The sequence below is a fragment of the Pseudarthrobacter cellobiosi genome, from assembly GCF_023913815.1.
Lineage (GTDB): Bacteria > Actinomycetota > Actinomycetes > Actinomycetales > Micrococcaceae > Arthrobacter > Arthrobacter cellobiosi.
The window spans coordinates 220,837-244,493 of the sequence record NZ_JAMXBK010000022.1 but is presented as its reverse complement, the minus strand read 5'-3'; the positions used below and the strand labels follow the sequence as shown (position 1 = coordinate 244,493).

The 23,657-nt window shown below is 67.2% G+C and carries 17 protein-coding genes; 4 read left to right on the top strand and 13 right to left on the bottom strand.

The features are described 5' to 3' along the window. Positions 1 to 3: 3 nt before the first annotated feature. On the bottom strand, positions 4 to 996 hold the full coding sequence (locus NG701_RS08995) for a DMT family transporter (protein WP_252566616.1): 993 nt from the start codon (positions 994 to 996) through the stop codon (positions 4 to 6). Between NG701_RS08995 and NG701_RS08990 the strand changes: the two genes are divergently transcribed. Beyond that, positions 995 to 2,407, top strand: a complete 1,413-nt coding sequence (locus NG701_RS08990; RefSeq protein ID WP_252566613.1) for an aminotransferase-like domain-containing protein — start codon at positions 995 to 997, stop codon at positions 2,405 to 2,407. The two genes, NG701_RS08995 and NG701_RS08990, sit on opposite strands and share 2 nt — an antisense overlap. A 3-nt stretch (positions 2,408 to 2,410) precedes the next feature. On the opposite strand, the gene NG701_RS08985 is transcribed toward NG701_RS08990, so the two are convergent. Beyond that, positions 2,411 to 2,902 carry a hypothetical protein gene (locus NG701_RS08985; RefSeq protein ID WP_252566610.1) on the bottom strand — a complete coding sequence of 164 codons (492 nt, stop codon included), beginning with the start codon at positions 2,900 to 2,902 and terminating at the stop codon, positions 2,411 to 2,413. Positions 2,903 to 3,146: 244 nt separating this feature from the next. On the opposite strand from NG701_RS08985, the gene NG701_RS08980 reads away from it, so the two are divergent. Further along, positions 3,147 to 6,116 (top strand): AfsR/SARP family transcriptional regulator, encoded by a 2,970-nt coding sequence (locus NG701_RS08980; RefSeq protein ID WP_252566607.1) that lies wholly within the window; start codon positions 3,147 to 3,149, stop codon positions 6,114 to 6,116. Between the two features lie 15 nt (positions 6,117 to 6,131). Here NG701_RS08980 and NG701_RS08975 read toward each other — a convergent pair whose 3' ends face one another. After that, positions 6,132 to 6,683 (bottom strand): dihydrofolate reductase family protein, encoded by a 552-nt coding sequence (locus tag NG701_RS08975; protein ID WP_252566721.1) that lies wholly within the window; start codon positions 6,681 to 6,683, stop codon positions 6,132 to 6,134. Between the two features lie 246 nt (positions 6,684 to 6,929). On the opposite strand from NG701_RS08975, the gene NG701_RS08970 reads away from it, so the two are divergent. Beyond that, positions 6,930 to 7,472 (top strand): hypothetical protein, encoded by a 543-nt coding sequence (locus tag NG701_RS08970; protein WP_252566604.1) that lies wholly within the window; start codon positions 6,930 to 6,932, stop codon positions 7,470 to 7,472. Between the two features lie 3 nt (positions 7,473 to 7,475). Here the strand turns inward: NG701_RS08970 and NG701_RS08965 are convergent, their stop codons facing one another. The 10 genes from NG701_RS08965 to NG701_RS08920 all read right to left on the bottom strand — a co-directional run bounded on the left by NG701_RS08965 (position 7,476) and on the right by NG701_RS08920 (position 21,895). After that, positions 7,476 to 8,387 (bottom strand): GGDEF domain-containing protein, encoded by a 912-nt coding sequence (locus NG701_RS08965; RefSeq protein ID WP_252566601.1) that lies wholly within the window; start codon positions 8,385 to 8,387, stop codon positions 7,476 to 7,478. Further along, the gene (locus NG701_RS08960; protein ID WP_252566598.1) at positions 8,384 to 11,917 is read right to left on the bottom strand and encodes a hybrid sensor histidine kinase/response regulator; all 3,534 of its coding nucleotides are present in this window, start codon (positions 11,915 to 11,917) and stop codon (positions 8,384 to 8,386) included. Before NG701_RS08960 ends, NG701_RS08965 begins: the two co-directional genes overlap by 4 nt. Positions 11,918 to 12,017: 100 nt before the next feature. Beyond that, the gene (locus tag NG701_RS08955; protein ID WP_252566595.1) at positions 12,018 to 13,343 is read right to left on the bottom strand and encodes an MBL fold metallo-hydrolase; all 1,326 of its coding nucleotides are present in this window, start codon (positions 13,341 to 13,343) and stop codon (positions 12,018 to 12,020) included. Positions 13,344 to 13,380: 37 nt separating this feature from the next. Beyond that, positions 13,381 to 15,522 (bottom strand): putative bifunctional diguanylate cyclase/phosphodiesterase, encoded by a 2,142-nt coding sequence (locus NG701_RS08950; RefSeq protein WP_252566593.1) that lies wholly within the window; start codon positions 15,520 to 15,522, stop codon positions 13,381 to 13,383. Between the two features lie 133 nt (positions 15,523 to 15,655). Beyond that, complete coding sequence (locus NG701_RS08945; protein ID WP_252566591.1) at positions 15,656 to 17,074, bottom strand: UDP-glucose dehydrogenase family protein; 1,419 nt, start codon at positions 17,072 to 17,074, stop codon at positions 15,656 to 15,658. Then, positions 17,071 to 18,276: a glycosyltransferase family 4 protein gene (locus NG701_RS08940; RefSeq protein WP_252566588.1), complete on the bottom strand. Its 1,206-nt coding sequence runs from the start codon at positions 18,274 to 18,276 to the stop codon at positions 17,071 to 17,073. The genes NG701_RS08945 and NG701_RS08940 overlap by 4 nt, the downstream gene beginning before the upstream one ends. A gap of 88 nt (positions 18,277 to 18,364) precedes the next feature. After that, a complete protein-coding gene (locus tag NG701_RS08935) occupies positions 18,365 to 18,613 on the bottom strand; it encodes an NfeD C-terminal domain-containing protein (protein WP_082576089.1) in 249 nt (82 codons plus the stop codon). Further along, positions 18,606 to 20,039 (bottom strand): flotillin family protein, encoded by a 1,434-nt coding sequence (locus NG701_RS08930; RefSeq protein WP_141139797.1) that lies wholly within the window; start codon positions 20,037 to 20,039, stop codon positions 18,606 to 18,608. The genes NG701_RS08935 and NG701_RS08930 overlap by 8 nt, the downstream gene beginning before the upstream one ends. Positions 20,040 to 20,251: 212 nt before the next feature. Further along, on the bottom strand, positions 20,252 to 21,070 hold the full coding sequence (locus NG701_RS08925) for an HNH endonuclease (protein ID WP_252566585.1): 819 nt from the start codon (positions 21,068 to 21,070) through the stop codon (positions 20,252 to 20,254). A gap of 366 nt (positions 21,071 to 21,436) precedes the next feature. Then, positions 21,437 to 21,895, bottom strand: a complete 459-nt coding sequence (locus tag NG701_RS08920) for a DUF4383 domain-containing protein (protein ID WP_374208671.1) — start codon at positions 21,893 to 21,895, stop codon at positions 21,437 to 21,439. Between the two features lie 427 nt (positions 21,896 to 22,322). Between NG701_RS08920 and NG701_RS08915 the strand changes: the two genes are divergently transcribed. Continuing rightward, a complete protein-coding gene (locus tag NG701_RS08915) occupies positions 22,323 to 23,639 on the top strand; it encodes a cell division protein PerM (protein ID WP_252566579.1) in 1,317 nt (438 codons plus the stop codon). Positions 23,640 to 23,657 lie beyond the last annotated feature (18 nt).

Below are 23,657 nucleotides of genomic sequence, written 5' to 3'. Positions count from 1 at the left end.
GGACTAATCCTTCGCTGACTGGAGGGATTTTGTGGCGTCGAGGACGGCGGGCTGGGCGGGCGCCGGTTGAGTTGAGGCCGGCCTCATCCGGACCCGGACCGCGGCGCCCGCGCAGAGAATAACGGCCAGGCCGCCCACGATGGTGCTCCATGTCAGGGTCTCGCCGAGCAGGAGGCCCGCCCAGCAGATGCTCAGCACGGGCTGGACAAGCTGGATCTGGCTGACCTGGGCCATGGGGCCAATAGCCAAGCCGCGGTACCAGGCGAAGAAGCCGAGGAACATGCTGACCACGCCCAGGTACGCAAAGGCCAGCCACTGGACCGGTGTGCCCGACGGCGGCTGCTGCGCCACGGATACCGCCACCAAAAACACCATCAGCGGCGACGCCAGCACCAGTGCCCACGACACGGTCTGCCAGGCGCCGAGCTCGCGGGCCAGCAGGCCACCCTCCGCATAGCCGATGGCCGCGGCCATCACCGCGCCGAGGAGCAGCAGATCGGCCCAGTGCAGCTGCCCGAACCCGCCGGACTGCAGGGATCCGAAGGCTATTGCGGCCAACCCGCCCACGCCGGTGATGAGCCAGAACGCCAGCGGGGGATGCTCACGCCCCCGCAGGACAGCCACGGTCGCCGTCGCGGCGGGCAACAGGGCGATCACCACTGCGCCGTGACTGGCCGGCGTTGTGGTGAGCGCGAAGGAAGTCAGCAGGGGAAACCCGACTACGATGCCGCTGGCCACCACCGCGAGGCGGACCCACTGCGTGCCGCGGGGTAGCCGCTGCCGGTTGAGGGCGAGCGCGAAGGCGGCGAGGATGGCGGCTACCACCGCACGGCCTGACCCGATAAACAGCGGCGACAGGGACTCGACGGCCACCTTCGTGAAAGGAACCGTGAAGGAGAAGGCTGCTACTCCCACGAGACCCCACCAGAGGCCGACGGGCTGGCTGGACGGTATCACTGGCGGTAAAGGAGTAGTAGCGCTACTATTGTCTCTCATGAATAACGATAGCAGTTCCCGGATTGTGGCGCACCTGAAGAAATGGATTTCTTCGGCCGCGCCCGGTGCGAAGCTGCCGTCCACGCGGTCGCTGGTGGCCGAGTATCAGGCCAGTCCCGTCACGGTGCAGAAGGCCCTGCAGGCGCTCACGGCGCAGGGGCTGATCGAGAGCCGGCCCGGCGTGGGGACCTTCGTGCGCGCCGTCCGGAGTGCCCGTCCGTCCGACTACGGCTGGCAGACGGCGGCCCTCCGTTCCCCGCTGGCGCCGCCGCCCCCGGCCTCCAGCACCATGCGCAACGTCGCCAACGATGCCATCTCCTTCCACTCCGGCTACCCGGACCGCGAACTCCTGCCCGAGCGGCTGGTGCGGGCCGCCATTGCCCGGGCAGCCCGCGGTGACGCGGCCTTGTTCCGTCCGCCCGCAGCCGGCATGCCGGAACTGCAGTCGTGGTTTGCGCACGAACTCGGTGCCTCCACGCCGGCCGGGACCACCCCGCCGAACCCGAGTGACGTCGTCGTACTCCCTGGAAGCCAAAGCGGGCTGAGCTCCGTCTTCAGCGCGCTCGCGGGCCGCGGACAGCCGCTGCTGATGGAATCGCCGTCCTACTGGGGTGCCATCCTGGCAGCGGGGCAGGGCGGCGTGCGCATTGTCCCGGTGCCCAGCGGACCGGACGGACCGGACCCGGCGGAACTGGCCCGAGCCTTTGAGGAGTCCGGCGCGCGGCTGTTCTACGCGCAGCCCAACTACGCCAACCCCACCGGCGCGCAGTGGTCTGCTGAACGGCGTGAACAGGTCCTGGACGTGGTGCGCGCGAAGGGCGCGTTCCTTGTGGAGGACGACTGGGCGCACGACTTTGGCATCAGCTCCAACCCCGTGCCCGTCGCCTCCCGCGACGACTCCGGCCACGTTGTCTACCTGCGCTCGCTGACCAAGAGCGTGTCACCGTCGATCCGGGTCGCCGCGGTGATCGCCCGCGGTCCGGCACGGGAGCGCATCCTGGCGGACCGGGCGGCCGAATCGATGTACGTCAGCGGGCTGCTCCAGGCGGCAGCGCTCGACGTCGTGACGCAGCCCGGGTGGCAGACGCACCTTTGCAGCCTCCGCCACCAGCTCGAGTCACGCCGCGACCTGCTCGTCACCAGCCTGCGCCAGCACGCCCCTCAGGCGCACATCGAGCAGGTGCCCAAGGGCGGCCTGAACCTCTGGGCGCGCCTGCCGGACGGGACCGACCTGGAACGGCTGACCCGCGACTGCGAAACCGCCGGGGTGATCATCGCCGGCGGCAACGAATGGTTCCCGGCCGAGCCGGCCGGTCCGTTCATCCGGCTCAACTACTCGGGGACGAATCCGGGCGCCTTCCCCGAGGGCGCCCGGATCATTGGCCAAATGCTGGAGCGGAACAGGGGCTAGGGCTCAGCTGGCCAGTTCAGCGCAGACGTCAACCACTGTGCCGGTACCTGTGAACATACCTCCGCGTTCGCTTCCGTCGGCGTTGAGGGTCCAGTTGACGGTACCGATGGTGAAGTACACGCCCAGAGGATGCCCGTTTGCTTTAGGAACGGTGATGATGTTGCGCCCCGTCGCGGTAACGTACTGGCCGCCATCGGAGGCTGGCTCAATGTGGGTCACGCCCGAGGCGCCCTCGTAGGTTATGTATTCCCCTGATTTTGCCGTGAGAGTGACAGTCAAGCCCGGCCAGATGATCTTGGCCCGGTCACCGGGCAGGTCGATAACCCCGACCTTGCCGTCAGCCGTGAGGACCACCTTGAAGCCCGGGCATGGCACGGTGAATGAGCCGGCAATCGGCCCGGGAGCAGCTGCGGCAACAGCCGGGGGCACAGGGGCGACCAGGGCGGCTGCGGCCAAGGCTGCAGGGGCCAATGCGCGGGTAATCGTGGTTTTCATGGGATTTCCTTTCGAACGTATATCGGATGGGTGACTCAAGCGTGGCTCCCGGGGCTTAACCGGTCCTTAATCGCTGCCGGGACTCTGGACCCTCTGCCCGCCGCAGGAGCATGATGGGGTTGATGCGGCTCCTCGGGGCCCATCGCGTGTCAGGGCGGGCGTATGGGGTCGCTGGTCGATGAGCTCCGCGGGACCGGGCCGGTCAGGTCCGGGCCAGCGGCCGGTCGGTGAGGGGTGCTTGGCGATGGGCGCACTGTGGATACGGGCCCTGGGCCCACTGGAGGTGGTCGCCGGCGGGACGCCGGTTGCCGTGCGTGCTGCCCAGCAGCGAATTGTGTTGGCGTGCCTGGCCCTGCGGGCCAATTCGGTGGTGACCCATGACTTCCTCGTAGAGTCACTCTGGTCCGGCAACCCGCCCGCAAAGCCGGGCGCACAGCTTCAGGTGTATGTCGCGAACCTTCGAAACATGCTGGATCCTGATCGATCCAAGGGCGCCGCCTCCCTGCGGCTGGCGAGCCGGTCGGGCGGCTACGTGCTGACGATTGCCGAGGACGAGCTCGACCTCCTGCAATTCCGTGAGCACATCGCGGCCGGCGAGCTGGCGGTGCAGGCCGGGGATTTAGCCGGGGGCGCGGAGTCTCTTCGCCAGGCCGTGGAGCTCTTCAGGGGCCACGCATTTCCTGACTTGGCGGACATCGAGCTGTTCCGACCGGAGCTGGACGAACTCGAGGATCGCCGCCTGGATGCCTACCAGGACCTGGCTGAGGTTGAGCTCGCGCTCGGCCGGCACGGCAGGCTCGTGGGCGAGTTACAGACGTTGGCTGCGCAGCATCCGTATCGGGAACGGCTGTGGGCGTCGCTGGTGCTCGCTCTGTACCGCTCCGATCGGCAGGCGGATGCGCTGGCAGCCTGCCGTGACGCGCGCCAGGTCTTCCGCGAGGAACTGGGCATCGACCCTGGTTCACGCCTCCAACTGTTGGAGCGGTCGGTGCTGCAACAAGACGCGTCGCTAGCTGCCCCGACTACTAATGGGCACCGCCGCATCAGGCAACGGCTGGACAACCTTCCGGCCGAACTCACCCCGCTGGTCGGGCGGGACGCAGAACTGGCCGAGGTGTGTTCCCTCTACCGCTCGGAGCGCTGCAGGCTGGTCACCGTAACGGGCGCCGGCGGGACCGGCAAGACCCGGTTGGCCTTGGCGGCAGCGGCGCAGCTCGGTGAGCGATTGGCCGACGGCGTGGGCTGGGTCAATCTCGCCCCGCTCACCCAGACTCAACAAGTGCCGGCCGCCATAACTGCTGCGCTCGGGTTGCAGGACCGGGCCGGAGAGGACCCGCTGAAGGTCGCGGCCCGCTTCTTACGCTCGCGCCGGCTGTTGTTGGTCCTGGATAATTTCGAGCACCTGGAAGAGGCTTGGCCGGTGGTGCTGGATATGCTGACCGCGGCCCCTGGCCTGCGGATCATGGCCACTAGCCGACGAAGACTTGGACTTCGCGCCGAGTACGAATACGAGCTCGCACCGTTGGCCCTGCCTCCGTTCGACCCGCCGCTGCAACCGCGCGTGTTACGGGAAGTGCCGGCCGTGAAACTTCTCCTGGCCCGTGGACGGGCAGTCCGTCCGCATTTCGAACTCGACCACGGCAACGCAGCAGTGCTGACCCGTCTGTGCCACCGCCTGGACGGCCTTCCGCTGGCAATCGAACTGGCAGCCGCCCAGTTGCGGGATCACAGCGAGACCGAGCTCCTGGACGACTTGGAGGTCAGCCTTGCCGCGCTGCCGGAAGCCTTCCGCGACCTTCCGGACCGCCAGCGAACCGTCACGGCCACGATCGAGTGGAGTTACCAGCTGCTGGATGAAACCGAGCGGCAGCTTTTCGATCAGCTTGGCGTGTTCGCTGCTGATCCAACCGTGGCGGCAGTTAGCCGCATCTGCGGATCGACTCCCGCCACAGAGGCTGAGGCGGAAGACTTGCTGACGGGACTCGCACACCATAGCCTGCTGCGTCGCTACACCGACCCGGCGGGAGCAAAACGCGTGTCGATGCTGCATTCGATCCGCGAGTTTGCCCGCGACCGTCTCGGGTCGCGTGGCGAGGGGGCAGCAGTGCGGCGCCAGCATGCTGAGTACTACCTCGCCCTCGCCGAGACTGTCAGCCCTCAGCTTTGGGAGCGCGGTCAAGTGGACGCCTTCCGGCTGCTGAATGCTGATGCGCCGGATTTGCGCGGTGCCCTGCTCTGGGCCACCGGACCGGACGGCTCGACTGATCTGGCCCTGCGGCTGATCGGACAGCTCTGGCATTTCTGGGAGCTCACCGGGGACGTGGCCGAGCAGTGTGAAATCGCCCTCAAGCTTGTAGCCGGCACACCGGACGCCGCACCTGCGCTGAAGGCTGCCGCGCTTAGCGGAACAGCCACCCTCTGCTGGATACTGGGCCGCAACGACGAGGCGTCCGACCTCCACAACCGGGCGCTTCAGGCATTTAGGAGGTCCGGAAACGAGCAAGGCGCCGCCTGGTCCTCGATGTGCCTGGCGACGCAGGCGGCCCAGCGAGACGACTCGGACACCGCTCAGCGACTGGCTGGCGAAGTCTTGTCGCTGCCCCACGCCAGCCCGCGCACGCGCGTCGCAGCTTTGATTATCCTGGGTCTGCTGGCACTGTACGCCGGCGACATCGGCCGCGCCCTTGACCTGTGCCGCGAATGTGTCGAACGTGCACGACCACTCGGCGATCGATCACTCCTCGGGAATACCTTGGTTAATCTGGCCGACAGCACAGAGCAATCCGGCGACTACGATACTGCAGAACAGCTGCTGTACGAGGCACTCGGCGCGGCGCTTGAGCTCGGTGCACAAGGCCACGTCGAGGCTTTCCTCGAGTCGATTGCCGGCGTCTACGCAGCGCAGCACCGCGTCGAGGAGGCCATTCGACTACTGGCGGCCGCTGACGCCTACCGAAGCGACCGGGGGCTTCCCCTCTACCCCGCAGAACAGCGACGCATCGAATCGATCATCACCAAGGCTCGGGCCGCGGCCGGTCCCATCCGCTTCGGACTGGCCTGGGCGGGAGGCGAGTCGCTGACGCTCACCCAAGTCGTCCACGAGGTGCTGCACGTTAGGCAGGCGAGCAACCCCGGCGAGTTCATTAACGATGACCCCGTTCGTCCGACTTTCGATCGACCCAACGAAAGCGCCGTCAGCGCCGCGCCCTGGTGACCATCGCGTCGGTGCTTATTCGCCCAGCAGCCCGTAGGTACTGACGACGTTGCCCTTCGTGGTCCGGTACTGGTCCTTTAGACCGAGCCGTGTCACGGGGTCGCCGTCCTGGAACAGCTTCCTGCCGCTGCCGGCCACCACGGGGTGGGTGATCAGGGTCAGCTCATCCAGCTGCCCGGCGAACAGCAATTGGCGCACCACCGAGATGCTGCCGGTCACGGCGATCTCGCCGCCGTCGCGCTCTTTCAGGCCCGCCACGAATTCCTCCAGCGGTCCCTCGATCAGGTGGGAGTTCTGCCACTCAAGCGGCTCCGTCAGCGTCCGGGAGGCCACAAACTTTTCCACCGGGTTGATGAAGCCGGCGAAGTCCTCGTCCACCGATGCTGTGGGCCAGTAACCGGCCCACTCCTGGTAGCTCACCCGGCCCAGCACCACGGTGTCCACGCTTTCCATCATGCGGGTCAGAGCCTGGCCGAGGTCGTCGTCGAAGCTGTCGAACTGCCAGAGGAACGGGTCTGAGACCACGCCGTCAACGGAGTGGAACAGGCCGGACGTGACTTTGCGCATGAGGTCCTCCAATGTCAGGGGGCGGTTGTCATCCACGGTATTGGCTGTGCCCGCAGCACGGAAGCCCCGACCGGTGGTTGAGCCTGCCGAAACCTGGATCTCGACGGGCCGGATCACCGGTCTCAGCCGAGCCGCCGTTAGGTTCGTCACCACCACCTGCGTGTTGCGCAAATCCGTGAGCCTGCAGCCGCATACTGGTGTTCATGCGGCCTCTCACCGCACCCCGGCCAGGCAGGAGGAAAATGCATGGAAACCCTGAAGAAGATCGTACGCAACCAGTACTTCCCCGCGGCCGCGGTGTTGACGGCGGTGTTGCTTTTCTGGATCATCGCTATGTTCGGCGGGCTCTCCCTGTTGAACAACAACCAGCCGCCCATGACTACCTTGACGTGGATGCTGTTCGTCTACGCTGCGGCTGTCCTGACGCCGCTGGCAGGCATTCTGGCCGGTGTGGACCTGGTCCGCCGCTGGCGCCGCAACCGCATGTACGCGTTGGTTGAGATGGCGCAGGACGGGACCACCGAGTACGAGACCGTGCAGGACGAAGTGGCGCAGGACGCGGAACCAGCGGACGACCAGGTGCAGGAGCCCGCAACACGGCCTGAGGCCCCGGCACAGCCCGCCGAGCCCGAAGCCCCAAAGCAGTCCGCCCCGAACCAGCCCGCACAACACCGCCCGGTAACCCAGCAGCAGCCCGTGAAGCGCCATCCGGTGCAGCAACAGCCTGCCAAGCAGCAGACCGCCAATAAGCAGCCGGCCCAGACGAAGCAGCGCAAAAAAGCCGCGTAGCCGCTACTGCAGCGCCAGCTCCACCCGGTTCCGGCCAGCCGCCTTGGCTACATAAAGCGCGGCATCGGCCTCGCCCAGGAGGGTGTCGGCGTCGGCCGGGTGCTCGGGGGTGAACGCGGAAATCCCGGCGCTCAGCGTCAGCTGCCCCAGCGGATCCCCGGAGTGGACAATTTCCAGCTCGCGCACGGTGTCCAGCGCCCGCTCCATAAAGGCCTTGGCGCTCAGCTGTGACTGGTTCGGCAGCACCAGCAGGAACTCTTCGCCGCCGTACCGGTATACGCCGTCGGTCTTCCGCGCCGCGCCCACCAGCGCCCCCGCCACGGCCCGCAGCGCGAGATCGCCCGCCTGGTGCCCGTAGATGTCGTTATAGCTTTTGAAATTGTCCACATCGCACATGGCCACGCAATACCCCTCCGTGTACCGCTGGCTGCGGGCATGCAGCTGCTCGAGGTCCTCGGAGAGCTTGAGCCGGTTGTGCAGGCCGGTGAGCGGATCCGTCCGCGCCTGTTGCGACAGCACCTTCCGGTAGTGAGCCAGGTCCGCGTGCAACGTGGTCACCCGCAGCGCCACCAGCAGCCGCGCATGCAGGACAAACGGGTCCAGCGGCTTGGTGACGTAGTCGTCCGCCCCGGCTGCGAGCCCGGCGAGCACATCGTCCCGGGATCCTTGCGACGTCAGCAGCACGATGTACGTGTACAGGTCCGCCCCGCGCGCCCGGATGGCCCGGCACAGCGCCAGCCCGTCCATCCCGGGCATCATCCAGTCCGTGACCACCACGTCGGGTTGGTGTTCCAGGTACAGGGCCCACGCCTCGTCACCGTCGGCCGCCGTCAGGCAGTCATGCCCGTAGCGTTCGACGGCGGCGCGGGCCACCAGGAGCGAGCCCGGATCGTCATCTGCCACCAGGACTTTCACTGTGCCACCTCCAGCGCCAGATCGAGTTCAAAGTCCACGCGCACAAGCGCAGCTTCCAGCCGGCTGACCAGCTGCGGGCCGCCGTCGAGCATTCCGCTGCGTCCCAGGACTTCCAGTTCGCCGCACAGGCTTGCGACGGCGGTGGCCCCGATGTTGGCCGCCGCACCCTTCAGGGCGTGCGCCGCCTGCGCCAGGGCCGGCCCGCCGCCGTCGTTCACCGCTTCGCGCAGCGCCGCGAGCCGCGCGGGAACGTCCTTCCGGAACGCCTCTGTCGTGGCGGGCAGCATGCCCAGGCCGTCCTCCGGGCCGAGGCCGCGCAGCATCGCGAGCCGGTCCGCATCCAGCGCCGGAGCACCTCCACCGGTGACGGCCAGCAGTTGGGGAGCCACCTGCTGGGGAGATTCGTGCTGGGGAGCCTCCTCCAACTGAGGAGCCGCCAGCTCTTCCGGCGAAGAGAGCGGTGCCTGCTCGGGGACCCAGCGGGCCAGGGCGGCTTCAAGCTCGGCGGCGTCCACCGGTTTGGAGAGGTAATCGTCCATGCCGGCGGCGAGGCAGCGTTCCCGGTCCCCGTCCAGGGCGCCGGCGGTCATCGCGATGATGGGAAGATGGCCGGCCCTGCCGCCGCGCCGGCGGATGACGCGCGTGGCCTCGAACCCGTCCATCACGGGCATGTGGCAGTCCATCAGGATGGCGGCGTACCGGGTGCTGGCGGTGGCGGCTACGGCTTCGGCGCCGTCGGCAACCACGTCCACCGCGTAGCCGAACTTGGTCACCGTGGCGCGGGCTACCAGCTGGTTCACCTCGTTGTCCTCCACTACCAGGATGCGGCCCCGTGATGCGCCCCGGAGGGACGACGCATCGGACGAATCAGCGGACGACTCCGGGGAGGACTCGGGGGACGAACCGGACGACTCGGCCGACGGCTCAGCGTCGGAATGCTGGCCAAACCCAAGAGCCGCCGGGGCATGGTGTTCACTCGTGGACATCAGCCGGATCAGGCGGTTGTAGAACTCGGAGCTGCGGACCGGTTTCATGAGCCATTCGCGGACTCCGGCGTCGGCGATCTCGGCGGCGTTGACCTGCATGGTGGACGTGAGCATGATCAGCTCCATGTCCGCCAGTGCGGCGTCGGCCTTGAGTTCGCGGGCCAGCTCCAGGCCATCGGTATCCGGCATGCAGAGGTCCAGCACGGCCAGGTGGAAGGGTACTCCGGCTGCTGCGGCTTCGTGGGCGAGGGCCAGCGCGGCGCGGGCATCCGGCACGGCCTCCGGCTGCAGCTTCCAGCCGCGCAGCTGGGATTCCAGCACCAGGCGGTTGGTGGCGTTGTCGTCCACCACCAGGACGCGCAGCCCGGTGAGGAAACCGGCGGCCGGCACGGGATCCGTGGACGGTGGCGCGACGGGCACGGGGATGCGGAACCAGAACGTGCTGCCCTCGCCCAGAGCGCTGTCCAGCCCGATCTCGCCGTTCATGGCCTCAGTGAGCCGGCTGCAGATGGCCAGGCCCAGGCCTGTGCCGCCGTAGCGCCGGGTGGTGGAAGCGTCCGCCTGCGAGAAGGATTCGAACAGGCGCGCGTGGTGCAAGGGGTTGATCCCGATGCCCGTATCGCGGATCTCGAAGCAAACCATGGCGGTGGCCCCGGGCTTCGCGTCCGGCGTCTCCGTCGTCACGCGGATGGACACCTCCCCGGCCGCCGTGAACTTCACGGCGTTGGAGGCCAGGTTCAGCAGGATCTGGCGGATCCGGCCGGAATCACCGTGCAGCCTGGCCGGAACGTCCGGTTCGCAGTAGGCGATCAGCTCAAGGCTCTTGGCCTGCGCGGGCTCGGTCAGCAGACCGGCCACTTCCTCCACGAGGGCGCGAGGATCGAAGGCGCGGATGTCCAGGTCAACCTTGCCGGCTTCCAGTTTGGAGAAGTCCAGGATGTCGTTGATGAGGGACAGCAGCGCCTCGCCGGCGCCTTTGACGCCCTGGGCGTACTGCTTCTGTGTCTGGTCCAGCGGCGTCTCCAGCAGCAGCGCGGTCAGCCCCACCACGCCGTTCATGGGGGTGCGGATTTCGTGGCTCATGGTGGCCAGGAACTCGGACTTGAGCCGGCTCGATTCCAGTGCGGCTTCCCGCGCGGCCTTCAGCTCCAGTTCGGCGGCCCGGCGCAGGGTGATGTCCCTGGCGATGGTGCCCAACCCGCTGAGCCGGCCGGTATCGTCCCGGATGGGGGAGACGGTCATCGACACGGGAATGACGGCGCCGTCCTTCGTCAGGTGCTCCATCTCGAAGCTCATCGCTTTGCCGCTGGCGCGGATCTGCTCGAAGACCTTGGCGGCACCGGCGATACCGCCCGGCGGCAGGAGGAAACGCGCGTCGCGGCCGATCGCTTCCTCGGCCGTGTAGCCGTACTGCAGTTCGGCTCCGGGGTTCCAGCTGGTGATGATGCCGTAGGGTGTGGTGCTCAGGATGGCGTCCGTGGAGGAGTTGACGATCGCGCCCAGGCCCTCCAGCTCAGCCGTCCGGGCCGCCACTTCCTGCTCCAGCCCGGTGGTCAGGGTGAGGTTCTCGATGATGATCAGCACCTGGCGGACCAGGATGAGGGCAACGGTGACTCTTGCCACCACCAAGAGGAAAGTGCTCATTTCCTGTACATGCGGGGCCGCGAGCACCATCAAGGCCACCAGGATGGGTGCGTAGGGGAGCAGCTCCAGGGCCAGCGCAAACGACTTACGGTCCGGCCGCGGGTCTTCCGCATAGGGGACCAGCGGTGCCAGCGCAATCAGGAGGAAGGCGATAATCCAGCCCAAGGCGAGCGGTGAACCGGTGACTCCCGTGACGCCGTCGGACGTCAACCGCACGTAGATGCTGTCCGTGACGGTGAGGACCAGCAGGCCGCCGCCGAAGCACAGCCACGGCAGGCGTTCGCCGGGTTGCCGGCGCATTCCCAGGACCAGCACCAGCGACGTGATGATCACGTCCACCACCGGGTAAGCCATGGTGGTGAGCCGGGAGAGGACGTCGCCCTCGGCGCTGATGGCCGGGCCCAGCGCCATGTACCAACTGATCGCCAGGACCGAGCCAGCGATGACCGCCGCGTCCAGCACTGACCGGAGCAGTCCAACGCGGGTGGTGCCGCCGGGCCGCTTGAAACTGAACAGCGCGATGGCGGCCGGCAACGAATACCCCACGAATCCGACATCCGCCAGGGACGGGAAGGGGTAGGCGTGGTCGTTTGTGCGCCCGTAGTACGTCCAGACGGCCTGGCCGGCGGCCCAGACATAGGCAGCCACCGACATCAGGGTCCAGGCGCGTGCGTTCACGCCGCCGCGCAGCGCCGCCCGGCCGCAGCTGTGACCTGCCAGGACGGCAGCCGCGAGGATGGAGAAATCGCCGGCCACCATGGCCGCCGGAGTGCCGCTGTTGGCGGCAAAAAACAGTCCAAGCACACCCACCACCACGGCAGCAGGAACCACCAGCCAGCCCAGTGCGGCCGTGCTCCTCACCGTGGCAGGACGCTGCTCCAGGAGACCATTCTGAGACACGCGGATCCTCCCCATCGGTGCGCCTGTCACCCGTAAAAGCTGAGACCCGGGCCCGCCCGAGACCAGGGCGGAGACGCATCCCTATGATATCCCTCACAACTCAAGAAGGACCGTACTTCCCGTCCACATGAACCACCTGCCGGCCCGCGCGTTGCAGCAGGCTCGCCGCCACCCCGGAACGGTATCCGGTGGCGCAGTGCACCCATACTGTGCCCGCCGGAATCTCGGCCATCCGCCCCAGCAGCTCATGCAGGGGGATGTTCACCGCCCCTGCGAGGTGGCCGTCGTCGTACTCATCCGTCCGTCGGACATCGAGCACCACGTCCCCGGCGCTCCGCCCGTGCAGCATTTCGGCCCAGTCCACACGCGGATAATGCACGACGGCGGTGCCGGGCGCGAGTGCCGACGGTTCCGTTCCGAGGGCGGCGTCGGGGGAGTCGATGCCGATGCGGGAGAGGTCCCGGATGGCCTTTTCGACGTCCTCCTCTGTTCCCACCAGCGTCAGTTTTTGGTTCCACGGCAGGACCCAGCCCAGGTAGGCGGTGAAGCTGGAGCCGCGGCCGTACTCGAAACTCACCGAGCCCTGCAGGTGGCTGCTGGCGAAGGCCACCCGGTGGCGCAGGTCCACCACCCATTCGCCGCCCGCGAGCCGGCGGCTGAGCTCCTCCGGATCCACGGATTCCGGCACGGCGAGGTCCGCCGGCCCCGGACCCTGCCGGTTCGCCGGGGCCATGTGCGCGTAATAGGACGGGTATGCGGTCAGGTTGTTGATGAGCTCCCGGACAAAGTGGTCCTCATCGGCGTCCGTGAACGCGTGGTTGGTTTCCTGCTCCTGGGCGACGGTGGACGATCGGGCGCTCGACGCCGGCCCCGACGAGCAGAACGAGCCGAACCCGTGTGTGGGGTAAAGGGCTGCGTCCGGCTGGGCCTCGGCGGCCAGGCGGCGGACCGAGGAGTACTGGGCGCGGGTGAGGTCTTCGGTGTCCTCGTCACTGACCAGATCAGTCCGGCCCACCGACCCGTAGAGCAGGCTGCCGCCCGAGAACACGGCCTGCTGCTCGCCGTCGCTGACCACGTAGCTGAGATGGTGGTGGGTGTGACCGGGCGTGGCCACGGCCTTCACGGTGAGCCGGCCTACCTGGACCGTGCCGCCGTCGGCTATTGGCGTGCGTTCAAACGCGACGTCGTCGTCTGCGTTGACGAGATACTCGGCACCGTGCGTGTGGGCGAGGATGAGCCCGCCGGTGAGGTAGTCGTTGTGAAGGTGGGTTTCGGCAACGTGGGTGATCCGGACGTCGGCTTCCGAGGCCGCGGCTTCCACGCGGTCCGTGTCCCGCTGCGGATCGATGACCAGCGCCACCTCGCCGTCGTGGACCAGGTAGCTGCGGTCCCCGAGCGGCCGCGTCTCGATGACAACGACGTCCATAGGTTCATTCTCCTCCCGCAGCCCGAAGTTGGCGCGGTCAGGCGGTTGTAGGCCGCCTGCCCGCCAGCGCCGCCAGGGCGTCTTCTGCCTGCCGGCCAGCCAGACCCAGCCGCTGCGGGGTCTCCGGCAGCGAGAACAGGTACCCCTGCAGCGAATCGCAGTCCAGCGCGGTCAGGTAGTCTGCCTGCACGGCCGTTTCGACGCCTTCGGCGGTGACGGTCAGGCCCAGGCTGTGGGCCATGTTGATCATGGAGCTCAGGATGGGCAGGCGTTCCTGTCCCGTCAGGACCATGGACACAAACGCTCGGTCGATCTTGACGGTGTCCACCGGCAGGTCCTGCAGCCGGCCCAGCGACGAATAGCCCGTGCCGAAGTCATCCAGGGCCACCCGGACGCCGGCCTCGCGCAGGCTACTGAGCTGCCTGATTAGTCCGCAGTCCGGGTCGAAAAACACGCTTTCGGTGACTTCCAGGACCAGCTGGTAAGCGCCCACGCCACAGGCAGCGGCCAAGCGGAGGACGCCTTCGGCAAAAGCCGGTTCCTGCAGCTGCACACCGGACACGTTGACCGCGAGCGACCGCGACAGGTCCTCGCGCAGCCAAGGCGCCAGCTGCACCAGGCTGAGCCCCATCACTTCGTTGCCGATCTCGCCGATCAGGCCGCTGCGCTCCGCCATCGGGATAAAGACCGACGGCGGGATGCGCTCGCCGGCGTGGTCCCACCGCGCCAGGGCCTCGAACTGGACCATTTGCCCGATCCGCGGGGAGACAATCGGCTGGAAGGCCACCGAGATCTCACCGCGGGTGACCGCGAGCTGCAATCCCGCTTCCATCTCCGTCCGCTGCACCAGAGCAGTCATCATGTCCGGATGGAAGCGCAGGAAACGGTTCTTGCCGGCAGCTTTGGCCGCGTACATGGCGATATCCGCCTCACGAAGCAACTCGGAATCGACCATCGTTTCCTTGCCACTGGAGGCGAGCCCCAGGCTGAGGCTCGGCCGCAGCGCCGTGCCGTTGATGGTCACGGGCACATGCAGACAGCGGACGATGCATTTGGCAATGGCATCGGCGTCGGGGCAGGCCGTCAGCAGCACCACAAACTCGTCGCCGCCGAGCCGGGCCACCACGTCGGCCATGGGGACACAGCCGCGCAGCCGGCGTGCCACTTCCACGAGCATGTCATCGCCTGCCTGGTGCCCCAGGATGTCGTTGACTTCCTTGAAGTTGTCGAGGTCGATCAGCAGGACATCGACGGTCTTGAGGTGTGGTTCGGTGAGGGCCGCCGTGAGGGCCTGGTTGAACACCGCCCGGTTGGCCAGCCCGGTCAGCGGGTCCTGGAACGCAAGTGCTCTCAGCTGTTCTGCCTGCGCGGCCAAATCAGTCAGGGCCTGCTCGGCCTGCTCCTGCGCCTGCCTGCGCGGAGTGACATCCCGGAAGCTCCACACCCGGCCCGCGATCCTCTCACCAACCCGTTGGGGCCGCGAGTACCTTTCAAAGGTCCTGCCATCCTTGAAGTCCAGCACGTCGTGGCTTTCTGCCGCCGGGTTCTCCACAACCTCGGCGATCCTTGCCATGAAGGCCTCCGGGTTGGCAACCTGGGAGATGATCAGCCGCATAATGGGCACTTCGGTGTCGCCGTCCAGGAGTTCCGGCGGGATGCCCCACATTTTCAGGAACTGGTCATTGAACCCGGCCACACTGCCGTCGGAGCTGATGACCAGGATGCCGTCCGCGGTGGATTCGAGGGTGGCCGTCAGCAGTGACATGGCCTCGAGGAGGTCAGCGTCAGCTCCCTTGCGGTGTTCCGTGCTCCGGACCGAAACCAGCAAAACCTGCGTGCCGCCGTCGTCCAGCAGTGAGCCTGCCACCTCGGCGGAGAACTCTGTGCCGTCCCGGTGCAGTCCGTACACTTCACGCGGCGGCAGCGGTATATCGGGCTGCGCTTGCAGGTGCTCCTGAAGCAGCCGCGTTTCGCTCCGGAACCCCTCCGACAGGAGCAGCCAGTGGTCGCTGCCGATCAGCTCAGCGCGTGTGTAGCCGAACAGCTTGCTGGCTGCCGCGTTGGCCATTTTGATGGTGCGGTCCGCGTTGAGAGCGAGAAGCGCATCCGGGCTGGCATCAAGAAGCGCGCCGAAATCTGGCGCGCCCAAATCCTTGTCCTGCCGCTTGGAACGCCCCATGCGCTACCACCCCCACGCACATCATAAAGTGCATGTTGTGATCGCGGTACGAAAATGCGTGACTTTTGAGAGGCCCTCGGACATGGAGGCCCGGGAATTCGCGCTTCGCTTGGTCCGCAGCGGTGAAAATTGGCTAAGAGTTTCGCATTCCCGTCAGGCCGGCCCCGGAAACGACGCTGGCACCGGCCTCGGAAACGACGCTGGCAGCGGCACCGGCGTTGGTGCCCAGCCCGCGGACCACCCAGCCGTCCGCCTGCCAGGCAGCAGCATCGAGGACGTTCCTGGCGTCCAGGATCACCCGCCGCCGCACCAAAGCGCCCGCAGCGGCAGGGCTCAGGCGCCGGTATTCGTCCCACTCAGTAAGCAGGAGCACCAGCTCGGCACCCTCCAAGGCCCGCGTTGCGGAGGCTTCGAACCGCAGCTGCGGATACCGCAGCCACGCGTGGTTCACGGCTTTCGGATCCGTCACCGTCACGTGCGCGCCGGCCGCTGCCAGCCGGGCCGCGACGTCCAGGGCGGGGGAGTCGCGGATGTCATCGGTCTCGGGCTTGAAGGAGGCTCCGAGGATGGTGATCGCGCGTCCGGAGAGCCCGCCGCCGCACAGCTCCGCGGCCAGGGACGCTGTCCGGGTCCGCTGGCGGACGTTGATGGCATCCACCACGCCCATCCAGTCGTTCACCGGGTCCACGCCCAGCGCGGCGGCCTGGCTGCGGAGGCTGCGGATGTCCTTGGGCAGGCACCCGCCGCCGAAGCCCAGCCCGGCATGCATGTAGCGGCTGCCGATCCTCGGGTCCATGCCCATCGCCTCGCTGAGTTCGGCCACGTCCGCGCCGGACGCGTCACACAGTTCGGAGATGGCGTTGATGAAGCTGACCTTGGTGGCCAGGTACGCGTTGGCGGCCGACTTGATCAGCTCAGCCGTGGCGAAGTTGCACACCAGGCGCGGAATGCCGGCGTTCAGCAGTGGCTCATAGACGGCATCCAGTGCGGCCGTCACCGCACGCGGCGCCCCGGTTTTGGGGTTGAAGGCCGCGGCGCGTCCGCCCGCCACACCGTAGACCAGCCGGTCCGGCACCAGCGAGTCCTTCACTGCTGTGCCCTGCCGCAGGAACTCGGGGTTCCAGCCCAGCTGCACGTCCGGCCGCCCCGCGAGGACGTTCTGGAGCATGTCCACCGTGCCCACGGGCACCGTTGATTTACCGACGACGACGGCGCCCCTCGCCAGGTGCGGGAGCAGCGCCTCCGTGGCGGCGACGAGGAAGGTGAGGTCGGCGCCGTCGGACGTTTTGGACTGCGGCGTCCCGACGCACAGGAAATGGACCTGGGCGCCGACGGCAGCGGCGACGTCGGTGGAGAACGTGAGGCGGCCGGTGCTGCGTCCGTCGCGGAGCAGTTCGTCCAGGCCGGGTTCGAAGAAGGGGGCCTGGCCGCGGCCCAGCTGGTCCACTTTGGTGGCGTCCACGTCGATGCCCACCACGGTGTGGCCCATGGACGCGAGCGTGGCGGCGTGCACCGCGCCGAGGTAGCCGCAGCCGATCACCGATATTTTCACAGGGACGCTCCACTCTTGGTTTCGACTGGCTCAACCACCGGGCGGCGGCTCTTGGTTTCGACGGTTTCAGCCAACGGTTCTCCGGCGATTACTGATTGGTACTGACGCACCAGCTCGGCGCTGAGCACCGGCCACGTCCGCGCCTGGACCGAAGCGTGCGCTGTCCTGGCGAACGCGCGGCGCTTGGCGTCGTCGCCCATCAGGTCCATCACCCGGGCCCGGAAACCGGCCAGGTCGCCGGGCTGGTACAGCCAGCCTGTACGGGAGTTTTCCACCAGGTCCAGAGGCCCGCCGCGGCCCGTGGCCACCACCGGCACCCCCGATGCCATGGCCTCCTGGATGGTCTGGCAGAACGTCTCGAACTCGCCGGGATGGACAAAAAGGTCGAAGGACGCCACCGCCGTCGCCAGCTCCTCACCGCCGAGGAACCCGGTGAACACGGCGTCCGGCAGGGCTTCCTGCAGGGCGGACTTTTGGGGTCCGTCGCCCACAATCACCAGCTTGGTGTTCGGGACGTTGGCGAGCGCGGCGAGGTCCTCTACCTGTTTTTCGATGGCCAGCCGGCCGACGTAGCCGATGATGCGCTCACCGCCGGGGGCAACCGTTTCCCGCCACCCGGCGTCGCGCTTTTCCGGCGAAAACCGCGCGGTATCCACACCGCGCCGCCACATGCCCACCCGCGGAATCCCGCGGCCGCGCAACTGGTTCAGCGCGAAGGTGGACGGCACCAGGGTCCGGGTGGCCAGCAGGTGGATATTCTCCACCCGGCTCCACGCCCAGTTCTCCAGGAACGGCACACCATAGCGTGCGGCGTAGCTGGGAACCTCGGTCTGGTAGATGGCTATGGTGGGGATCCCCAACTGATGCGCGGCCTGCACTGCCCGCCACCCGAGGATAAACGGCGATGCGAGGTGGACAACATCGGGTGCGTAGTCGGCAAGGATTCGCTTGACCCGGTACACACCGCCCATCGCCACTCGCACGTTGGTGTATCCCGCCAGGGGAACCGCGGGAACCCTGTGCACCGTCGCGCCGTGAACCACCTCGGCCGGTCCCACGAACTCGGCGACCGCATGTGGGGAAGGGGCGATGACCAGGACGTCGTGGCCCTGGTCCTCCAGGTGTTCAAGCACCCTCAGGATGGAGTGGGTCACCCCATTCATCAGCGGCAGGAATGACTCGGCAACAATTGCGATCCTCACCCCTCCACGGTGGGCGCGGCGCCTGTCGGGGCGGGGTCACCCGGGTTGAGTAGAGGGAAAGCTTGGGTTAACAGATCAGCGCTTGGGGTCAGCCGTCTTCGCCGTGCCGCAGCACGTCCGGCAGTTCATCCACATAGACCGTTTGCGGCGGCTCGAAATAGATGACCAGCACTTCGTCACCGACTGCGAAGACGCTCGTCTTGTCGAAGGGGTGGGCGTGGAACGCGTTGGTGCCGCCCAGGTAGGGCAGCATGACCTCGCCGAGGGTTCCGGGGCCAATGCGCCCGGTCACGCGGCCGATCTTGCCGGTAAGGCTCCGGTCAACGTTTCTATGCATCGGGGCCTTTCGCGGGGCGCTTGCCTTCCCGGCTGTTCTTCAGTGCCGAGGACAAGGCAGGAAGGTAGTCGCCCACCTGGGCCAGGATGCCGCCCAGCATCTTGTTCACGCCCTCGCCGCCGTTCAGCACGGTCATCTGGCCCACGTGCGAGAAAGGCTCGGCCGCTGCGGCGATGATGGCCGGCATGTTTTCGGCCAGCTGCTGCGAAATGACGGCGTCCTGGTTGGTCCCGAGTGCTTCGGCCCGCGCCTTGATGCCGTCTGCCTCGGCCAGCGCCTTGGCCTTGATGGCGGAGGCCGCGGCGTCACCGCGGGCCCTGGTGGCAGCGGCTTCGGCCTCGCCGGTGACCTTCGTGGCTCCGGCCGCGGCCGCCGCGGCAGTGGCGTTCGCCTGGGCCTGCAGCTCCGTCCGGCGGGCGTTGGCCTGGGCCTCAAGTTCCGTCCGGCGGGCCAGCGCTTCGGCGGCGCTGATGTCCGCCGCCTTCTGGCCCTCCGCGTCTGTGCGCTTGGCGTATGCCTTGGCGTCGGCGGGCTTCCGGACCGTGGTCTGGAGCTTCTGCTCCTCCCGGTCCGCCTCAAGCTTGGCCACTTCCGTTTCCTGGACGACGACATGCTGCCGCGCCGTCGCATCCGCCAGCGGTCCCGCCTGGGCGGCCTCGGCTTTGGCCCGCTCGGCGTTCGCTTGCGCCACCGACTGCCGGATGGCCGAAACACTCTGCGCGTCCGCGATCATTGCAGCCGCCTCGGCCTCCTTCTCGGCCGCCTCGCGGTTCCGCGTGGCCTCCGCGATCCGGGCCTCCATTTTGACCTGGGCGATGTGGGGCTTGGCGATGTTCTGGATGTACCCCGTGGGGTCCTGCAGGTCCTTGATCTGCAGCGAATCCACCACCAGCCCCAGCTTCTCCATTTCCACTCCGCTGGCGCTGCGGACCTGGGACCCCAGCTTGTCCCGTTCGCGGATGATCTCTTCCACGGTCATGCTTCCGATGATGGACCGCAGGTGGCCCTCAAAGACGTTGTAGACCTGGCTTTCCATCTTGGGCTGCTGGCCCAGGAAACGCCTAGCCGCATTTGCGATAAACGGCGGGGCATCACCGATTTTGTAAATTACCACGCCTTCCACAATCACCTGGATGCCCTGCGAAGTCACGCAGGAAACCTTTAGCTCCGTTTCATTCAGCGTCAGGGAAAGCGTGCGGACGGTCTGCAGGCCCGGAAATACCAGGGCGCCCTTTCCGGTGACAATCTTAAAGTCCATTCCGGCCCGGGTTTCCAGGGTTCCGCGGGTCAGGCCGGAGATGATCAGGGCCTCATTTGGCTCCGCCACTTTCCACATCAGTTTGATGGCCCCCCAGACAAAGCCGACCACCAGAATTGCCCCGATAATCGCGGCAAGAAGCGGGAAGAATGCTGACAGATCCGGCATGACGAGGTCCTTTCGCGCGTGCGGAACAGGCCTCGCCGCACAGCCCCAATAAATGCAACTGCTCAGGCCCTGCCGGTATTGCGCGTCTCCAATTCCGGCCAGCTGGCCAGCTGTTGTAGACAGTCTGGTTGGCGCCCGCCCAAGAGTCCAGAGCGCGGGCTGTTGTGTGGGGTTTCAACAGGCTGGATCTCGACCGGCTCGATCACCGGTTCCTATTTGCCGAGGATCTCGCGGGCAACCCGCTGGGCCTCGATCTCCTCAGGGGCAACGGTGGTTCCGCGGAGGTATCCGGCGGTGGCCATGATTTGCCGCAGCTCGGCTTGCGTGCGCGGCGTGCTCACTCCGTGGTGGGCCATGGCATGGCAATTGGCGCAGAGCGGAACCAGATCCGTGAGCGGATCCAGCTGGTAGCCGCCGCCGAGTTGGGCCGCCGGCACCACATGGTGGACGTCGATGAAGTCTTTGCCGAGCTCCCCGTACGCCAGTTCGAAGGAGAACCCGCAGGCCGCGCAGCTGCTGCCGCGGTGCGCGATACATGCCCGCCGGGCCGCCGCATCACGCTCGTACCGGTTGGCGGTGACGCTCACGACGGCGGTCTCGGGGTACGTGCCGGGCACAGGTTGGGTGGGGTCTGGCCCTTGCGCCGGCCCGTGAGTGGCCCAGAGCGCCCGGACCGCGGCTTCGTCGCCGGACTCCAGCGCCACGCCTTCGATTTCGGTACTGTTCCACCCGACGTCGGCCACTGCCTCGGTGAGGACCGCGGCGGGCACCTGATCGCCCAGCGGCAGGAGCGCATCGAACGCCACCTGCGCGATGAACTCCGCGTTTTCTGAGAGCACCACGCCATGGCCGATCAGGCCGGGGCCGTGCGCTCCCAGCAGGAGCAGCCACACGCCGGTGCCGGGGGCAACGCTCCGGCCCACGCTCCAGGGCTCCAGGTGGAGCCCTGTCGCGGCGACCTGTTCAGTAACAGCCGGGTAGTTCCAGCGGTTCCAGCCGGCCGGGTCCCAGCCCAGAATGATGTCGCTCATGGGGCCATTGTTGCAGGCCCAATGGCCCGTGCCGCCTTTGGCGCGAACGGACACTTGCGGCCCTGATTTCCAAGCGCGAACTGGCAGCTATTACCCTCAAGACCGAGTTTTGAGGGGATTACCTGCAGGTTCGCGCCAGAGGGTGGGCTTCAAGTGTCCGTTTGCGCTGGACCCCGTGCGTGGCACTTAGCGGCCACGCGTCTCAGAAAGCGGCCCCGCGCCGCCGTCGGCCGCTAAGGAGCACAAAGAAGCCGGTGCAGCTGTTCGCGGAACGCGGCAACTGCACCGGCGAGGTAGGACGAATATTCAGAACTTATGGATCATTTCTCATTCGCGGCTCCTGTATCCCGGCCTGTCATTTCCGGGCTATTTCCTCTCGCCGGACATGTTCCTGGAGAACAGCCAGCCAGCAGCTAGCATCGCTACGCCCAGCACAAGGTGGGTCCAGTTGTCAGCCATGTTGAACGACAGGAAGTTGGCCGCCGAGTCAACGCCGACACTGAGCCCGAAAATGCTGAGGATGATGTACAGCGCGCCTGCTCCGATGAGGAAGTTCCGTGCGCCATGTTCGGTCCGGGACATCGCCCAGCCCGTTGCGCCGATGGCCAGCTGCACAATATTGAGCAGCATGGACACCTGGAACATGCCAAGGAACATGGCATGGGAATCAGGTCCCAGGAACATCAATTCGCTGTACTGGGTGGTGACGCCGGGGATAAAGCCCAGGGCACCCACCACCAACAACAGGATACCTACTCCCATGCCGGCATTCTGGACGTCTGCGCGCCCAAAATGAACGTGTGCATGTGGGGATGCGGTAGTCATTTTTTTCTGCCTCCAACCACTGATTGCGGACATTCCAATTTTACGGCGGACCCGTGGAAAAAGCGCCGGTACAAGCCCGGATGGGGACTTCTGCCCAGCTACATAAGCGATCCGGATGAGGCGCCCCGACAGTCTGAACGCCCAACGACGGCTCCATCGCCGGCGGCGGCCGTCCCGCCGTCGTCGTCCGGTTCTTCGCCTGCCACGGGCCACCCTGCCGGCGGTGGTGCAGTCGGTGAACAAGGACAGGCAGTGCAACATGGTGTGTTCGCGGGAGCCGGGCCGGATGGTGTGCGCCCACCTCCGCGCCGGTCACGGGTTCACGATCAGCGCGGCGGACTACGAACTCTGGTGAGGCACGTCTCGCACGGAGAACGAGCCTGTCGAAGCCCGGTCCGACGGCCCGGCCGTGACACCATGGGACACGATGAAACTGCGCGCTGATCAGACCGGAGACCGTGGCCTTCCCATGCCCTTGTGGCTGCAGGGAGGCCTCGAAACGGCGCAGGCTGCCATCATCTCCGCGCTCCTGGTGGTGGTTCCCATTGTGGCCGTGTGGGCCACCGCGGGCTTCCAGAACACCACCTTTGATGCCCTGGCCCGCCTCGCCGGCCAGGGCTGGCTGCTGATTCACGGGGTGCCGCTGCAGCTCGCCGTCGTGTCCGGTGAGGCTGGTGCGGCCGGCAGTCCAGGCTCCGGCCTGCTGACCCTGGTGCCCCTGGGCCTGACCCTGATCCCGTTTTTGCTCGCATGGCGTGCGGGGCGGCGCTTGGCCCGGGCCTCCTATACGGACCAGCTGTGGCAGGCACTGCTCGGGTCCTGGGTGGTCTACTCGGCGTTCGGCGCTGCCACCGGCTTTGTGTGCCGCACGGCCGACGTCGTCATTAACATCTGGTTGGCAATGCTTATCCCGCTGATCCCGTTCGCCCTCGGCATGGTGATCGGCGCCCGCCGCGAGGCAGGCTCGTGGAGCCGGTTGATCGGCGTCGACGCAGTCGACTGGATCTCGCGTACCAGCCAGCATTCCCGCTGGGCCGGCTCCTATTTGGGCTCCGCGGCGAAGGCGGGCTGTGTGGCTCTTCTGGCGGCCTTTGCGCTCGCGGGTGTGCTCCTGGCGGTGGACCTCTTTATCCACTGGAACCTGGTGATTGCTGTCTATGAAGCGCTCGACGCCGGAGCGGTTGGGGGTGCGGCGCTCACCATCGCGCAGCTTGGGTATTTGCCCAACCTCGTGGTTTTTGCGCTGGCCTGGGTCTCGGGCTCGGGCTTCGCCCTGGGCGTGGGCTCGCAGGTGGGGCCGTTGGGCACCGCCACCGGGCCACTGCCGTCCATTCCGGTCTTCGCCGCCATCCCGTCGGGTCCGCTGGACTACGGGTTCGTGGCGCTGGTGCTGCCCGTTCTGGCGGGTATCCTGGCCGGCTGGTGGTTCTTGCGCGAGGGCGAAAACCACTTCGACGAGTGGCTCTCCATCAAGATTGACGCGCGCTGGTTCACGGCCATGATGTCCACGCTTGCCCTCGGCGCGTTGGTAGGGGTTGTGTCCGGTCTGCTGGCCGCGGGCCTGGCCTGGCTGGCCCGAGGCTCCGCCGGCCTCGGGCGCCTCACCGCCATCGGACCCGACCCCTTGTGGATGGGACTCTGGATTGCCGCGGAGGTTGGCATCGGCGTTGTGATCGGTTATGCGGCCGGACCGTGGCTGGAACGCCAGCAGCACGTGGATGAGGAAGCGGAACTTGCCCGCTGACCTTCGTGGCTGCGGCTG

What these genes read in the sequence shown, in the direction of transcription:
- NG701_RS08950 (WP_252566593.1), bottom strand. Translation starts at nt 15,522, where the DNA reads ATGGGGCGTTCCAAGCGGCAGGACAAGGATTTGGGCGCGCCAGATTTC.
- NG701_RS08970 (WP_252566604.1), top strand. Translation starts at nt 6,930, where the DNA reads ATGGAAACCCTGAAGAAGATCGTACGCAACCAGTACTTCCCCGCGGCC.
- NG701_RS08985 (WP_252566610.1), bottom strand. Translation starts at nt 2,902, where the DNA reads ATGAAAACCACGATTACCCGCGCATTGGCCCCTGCAGCCTTGGCCGCA.
- NG701_RS08955 (WP_252566595.1), bottom strand. Translation starts at nt 13,343, where the DNA reads ATGGACGTCGTTGTCATCGAGACGCGGCCGCTCGGGGACCGCAGCTAC.
- NG701_RS08990 (WP_252566613.1), top strand. Translation starts at nt 995, where the DNA reads ATGAATAACGATAGCAGTTCCCGGATTGTGGCGCACCTGAAGAAATGG.
- NG701_RS08925 (WP_252566585.1), bottom strand. Translation starts at nt 21,070, where the DNA reads ATGAGCGACATCATTCTGGGCTGGGACCCGGCCGGCTGGAACCGCTGG.
- NG701_RS08935 (WP_082576089.1), bottom strand. Translation starts at nt 18,613, where the DNA reads ATGCATAGAAACGTTGACCGGAGCCTTACCGGCAAGATCGGCCGCGTG.
- NG701_RS08930 (WP_141139797.1), bottom strand. Translation starts at nt 20,039, where the DNA reads ATGCCGGATCTGTCAGCATTCTTCCCGCTTCTTGCCGCGATTATCGGG.
- NG701_RS08915 (WP_252566579.1), top strand. Translation starts at nt 22,323, where the DNA reads ATGAAACTGCGCGCTGATCAGACCGGAGACCGTGGCCTTCCCATGCCC.
- NG701_RS08995 (WP_252566616.1), bottom strand. Translation starts at nt 996, where the DNA reads ATGAGAGACAATAGTAGCGCTACTACTCCTTTACCGCCAGTGATACCG.
- NG701_RS08975 (WP_252566721.1), bottom strand. Translation starts at nt 6,683, where the DNA reads ATGCGCAAAGTCACGTCCGGCCTGTTCCACTCCGTTGACGGCGTGGTC.
- NG701_RS08980 (WP_252566607.1), top strand. Translation starts at nt 3,147, where the DNA reads ATGGGCGCACTGTGGATACGGGCCCTGGGCCCACTGGAGGTGGTCGCC.
- NG701_RS08920 (WP_374208671.1), bottom strand. Translation starts at nt 21,895, where the DNA reads ATGACTACCGCATCCCCACATGCACACGTTCATTTTGGGCGCGCAGAC.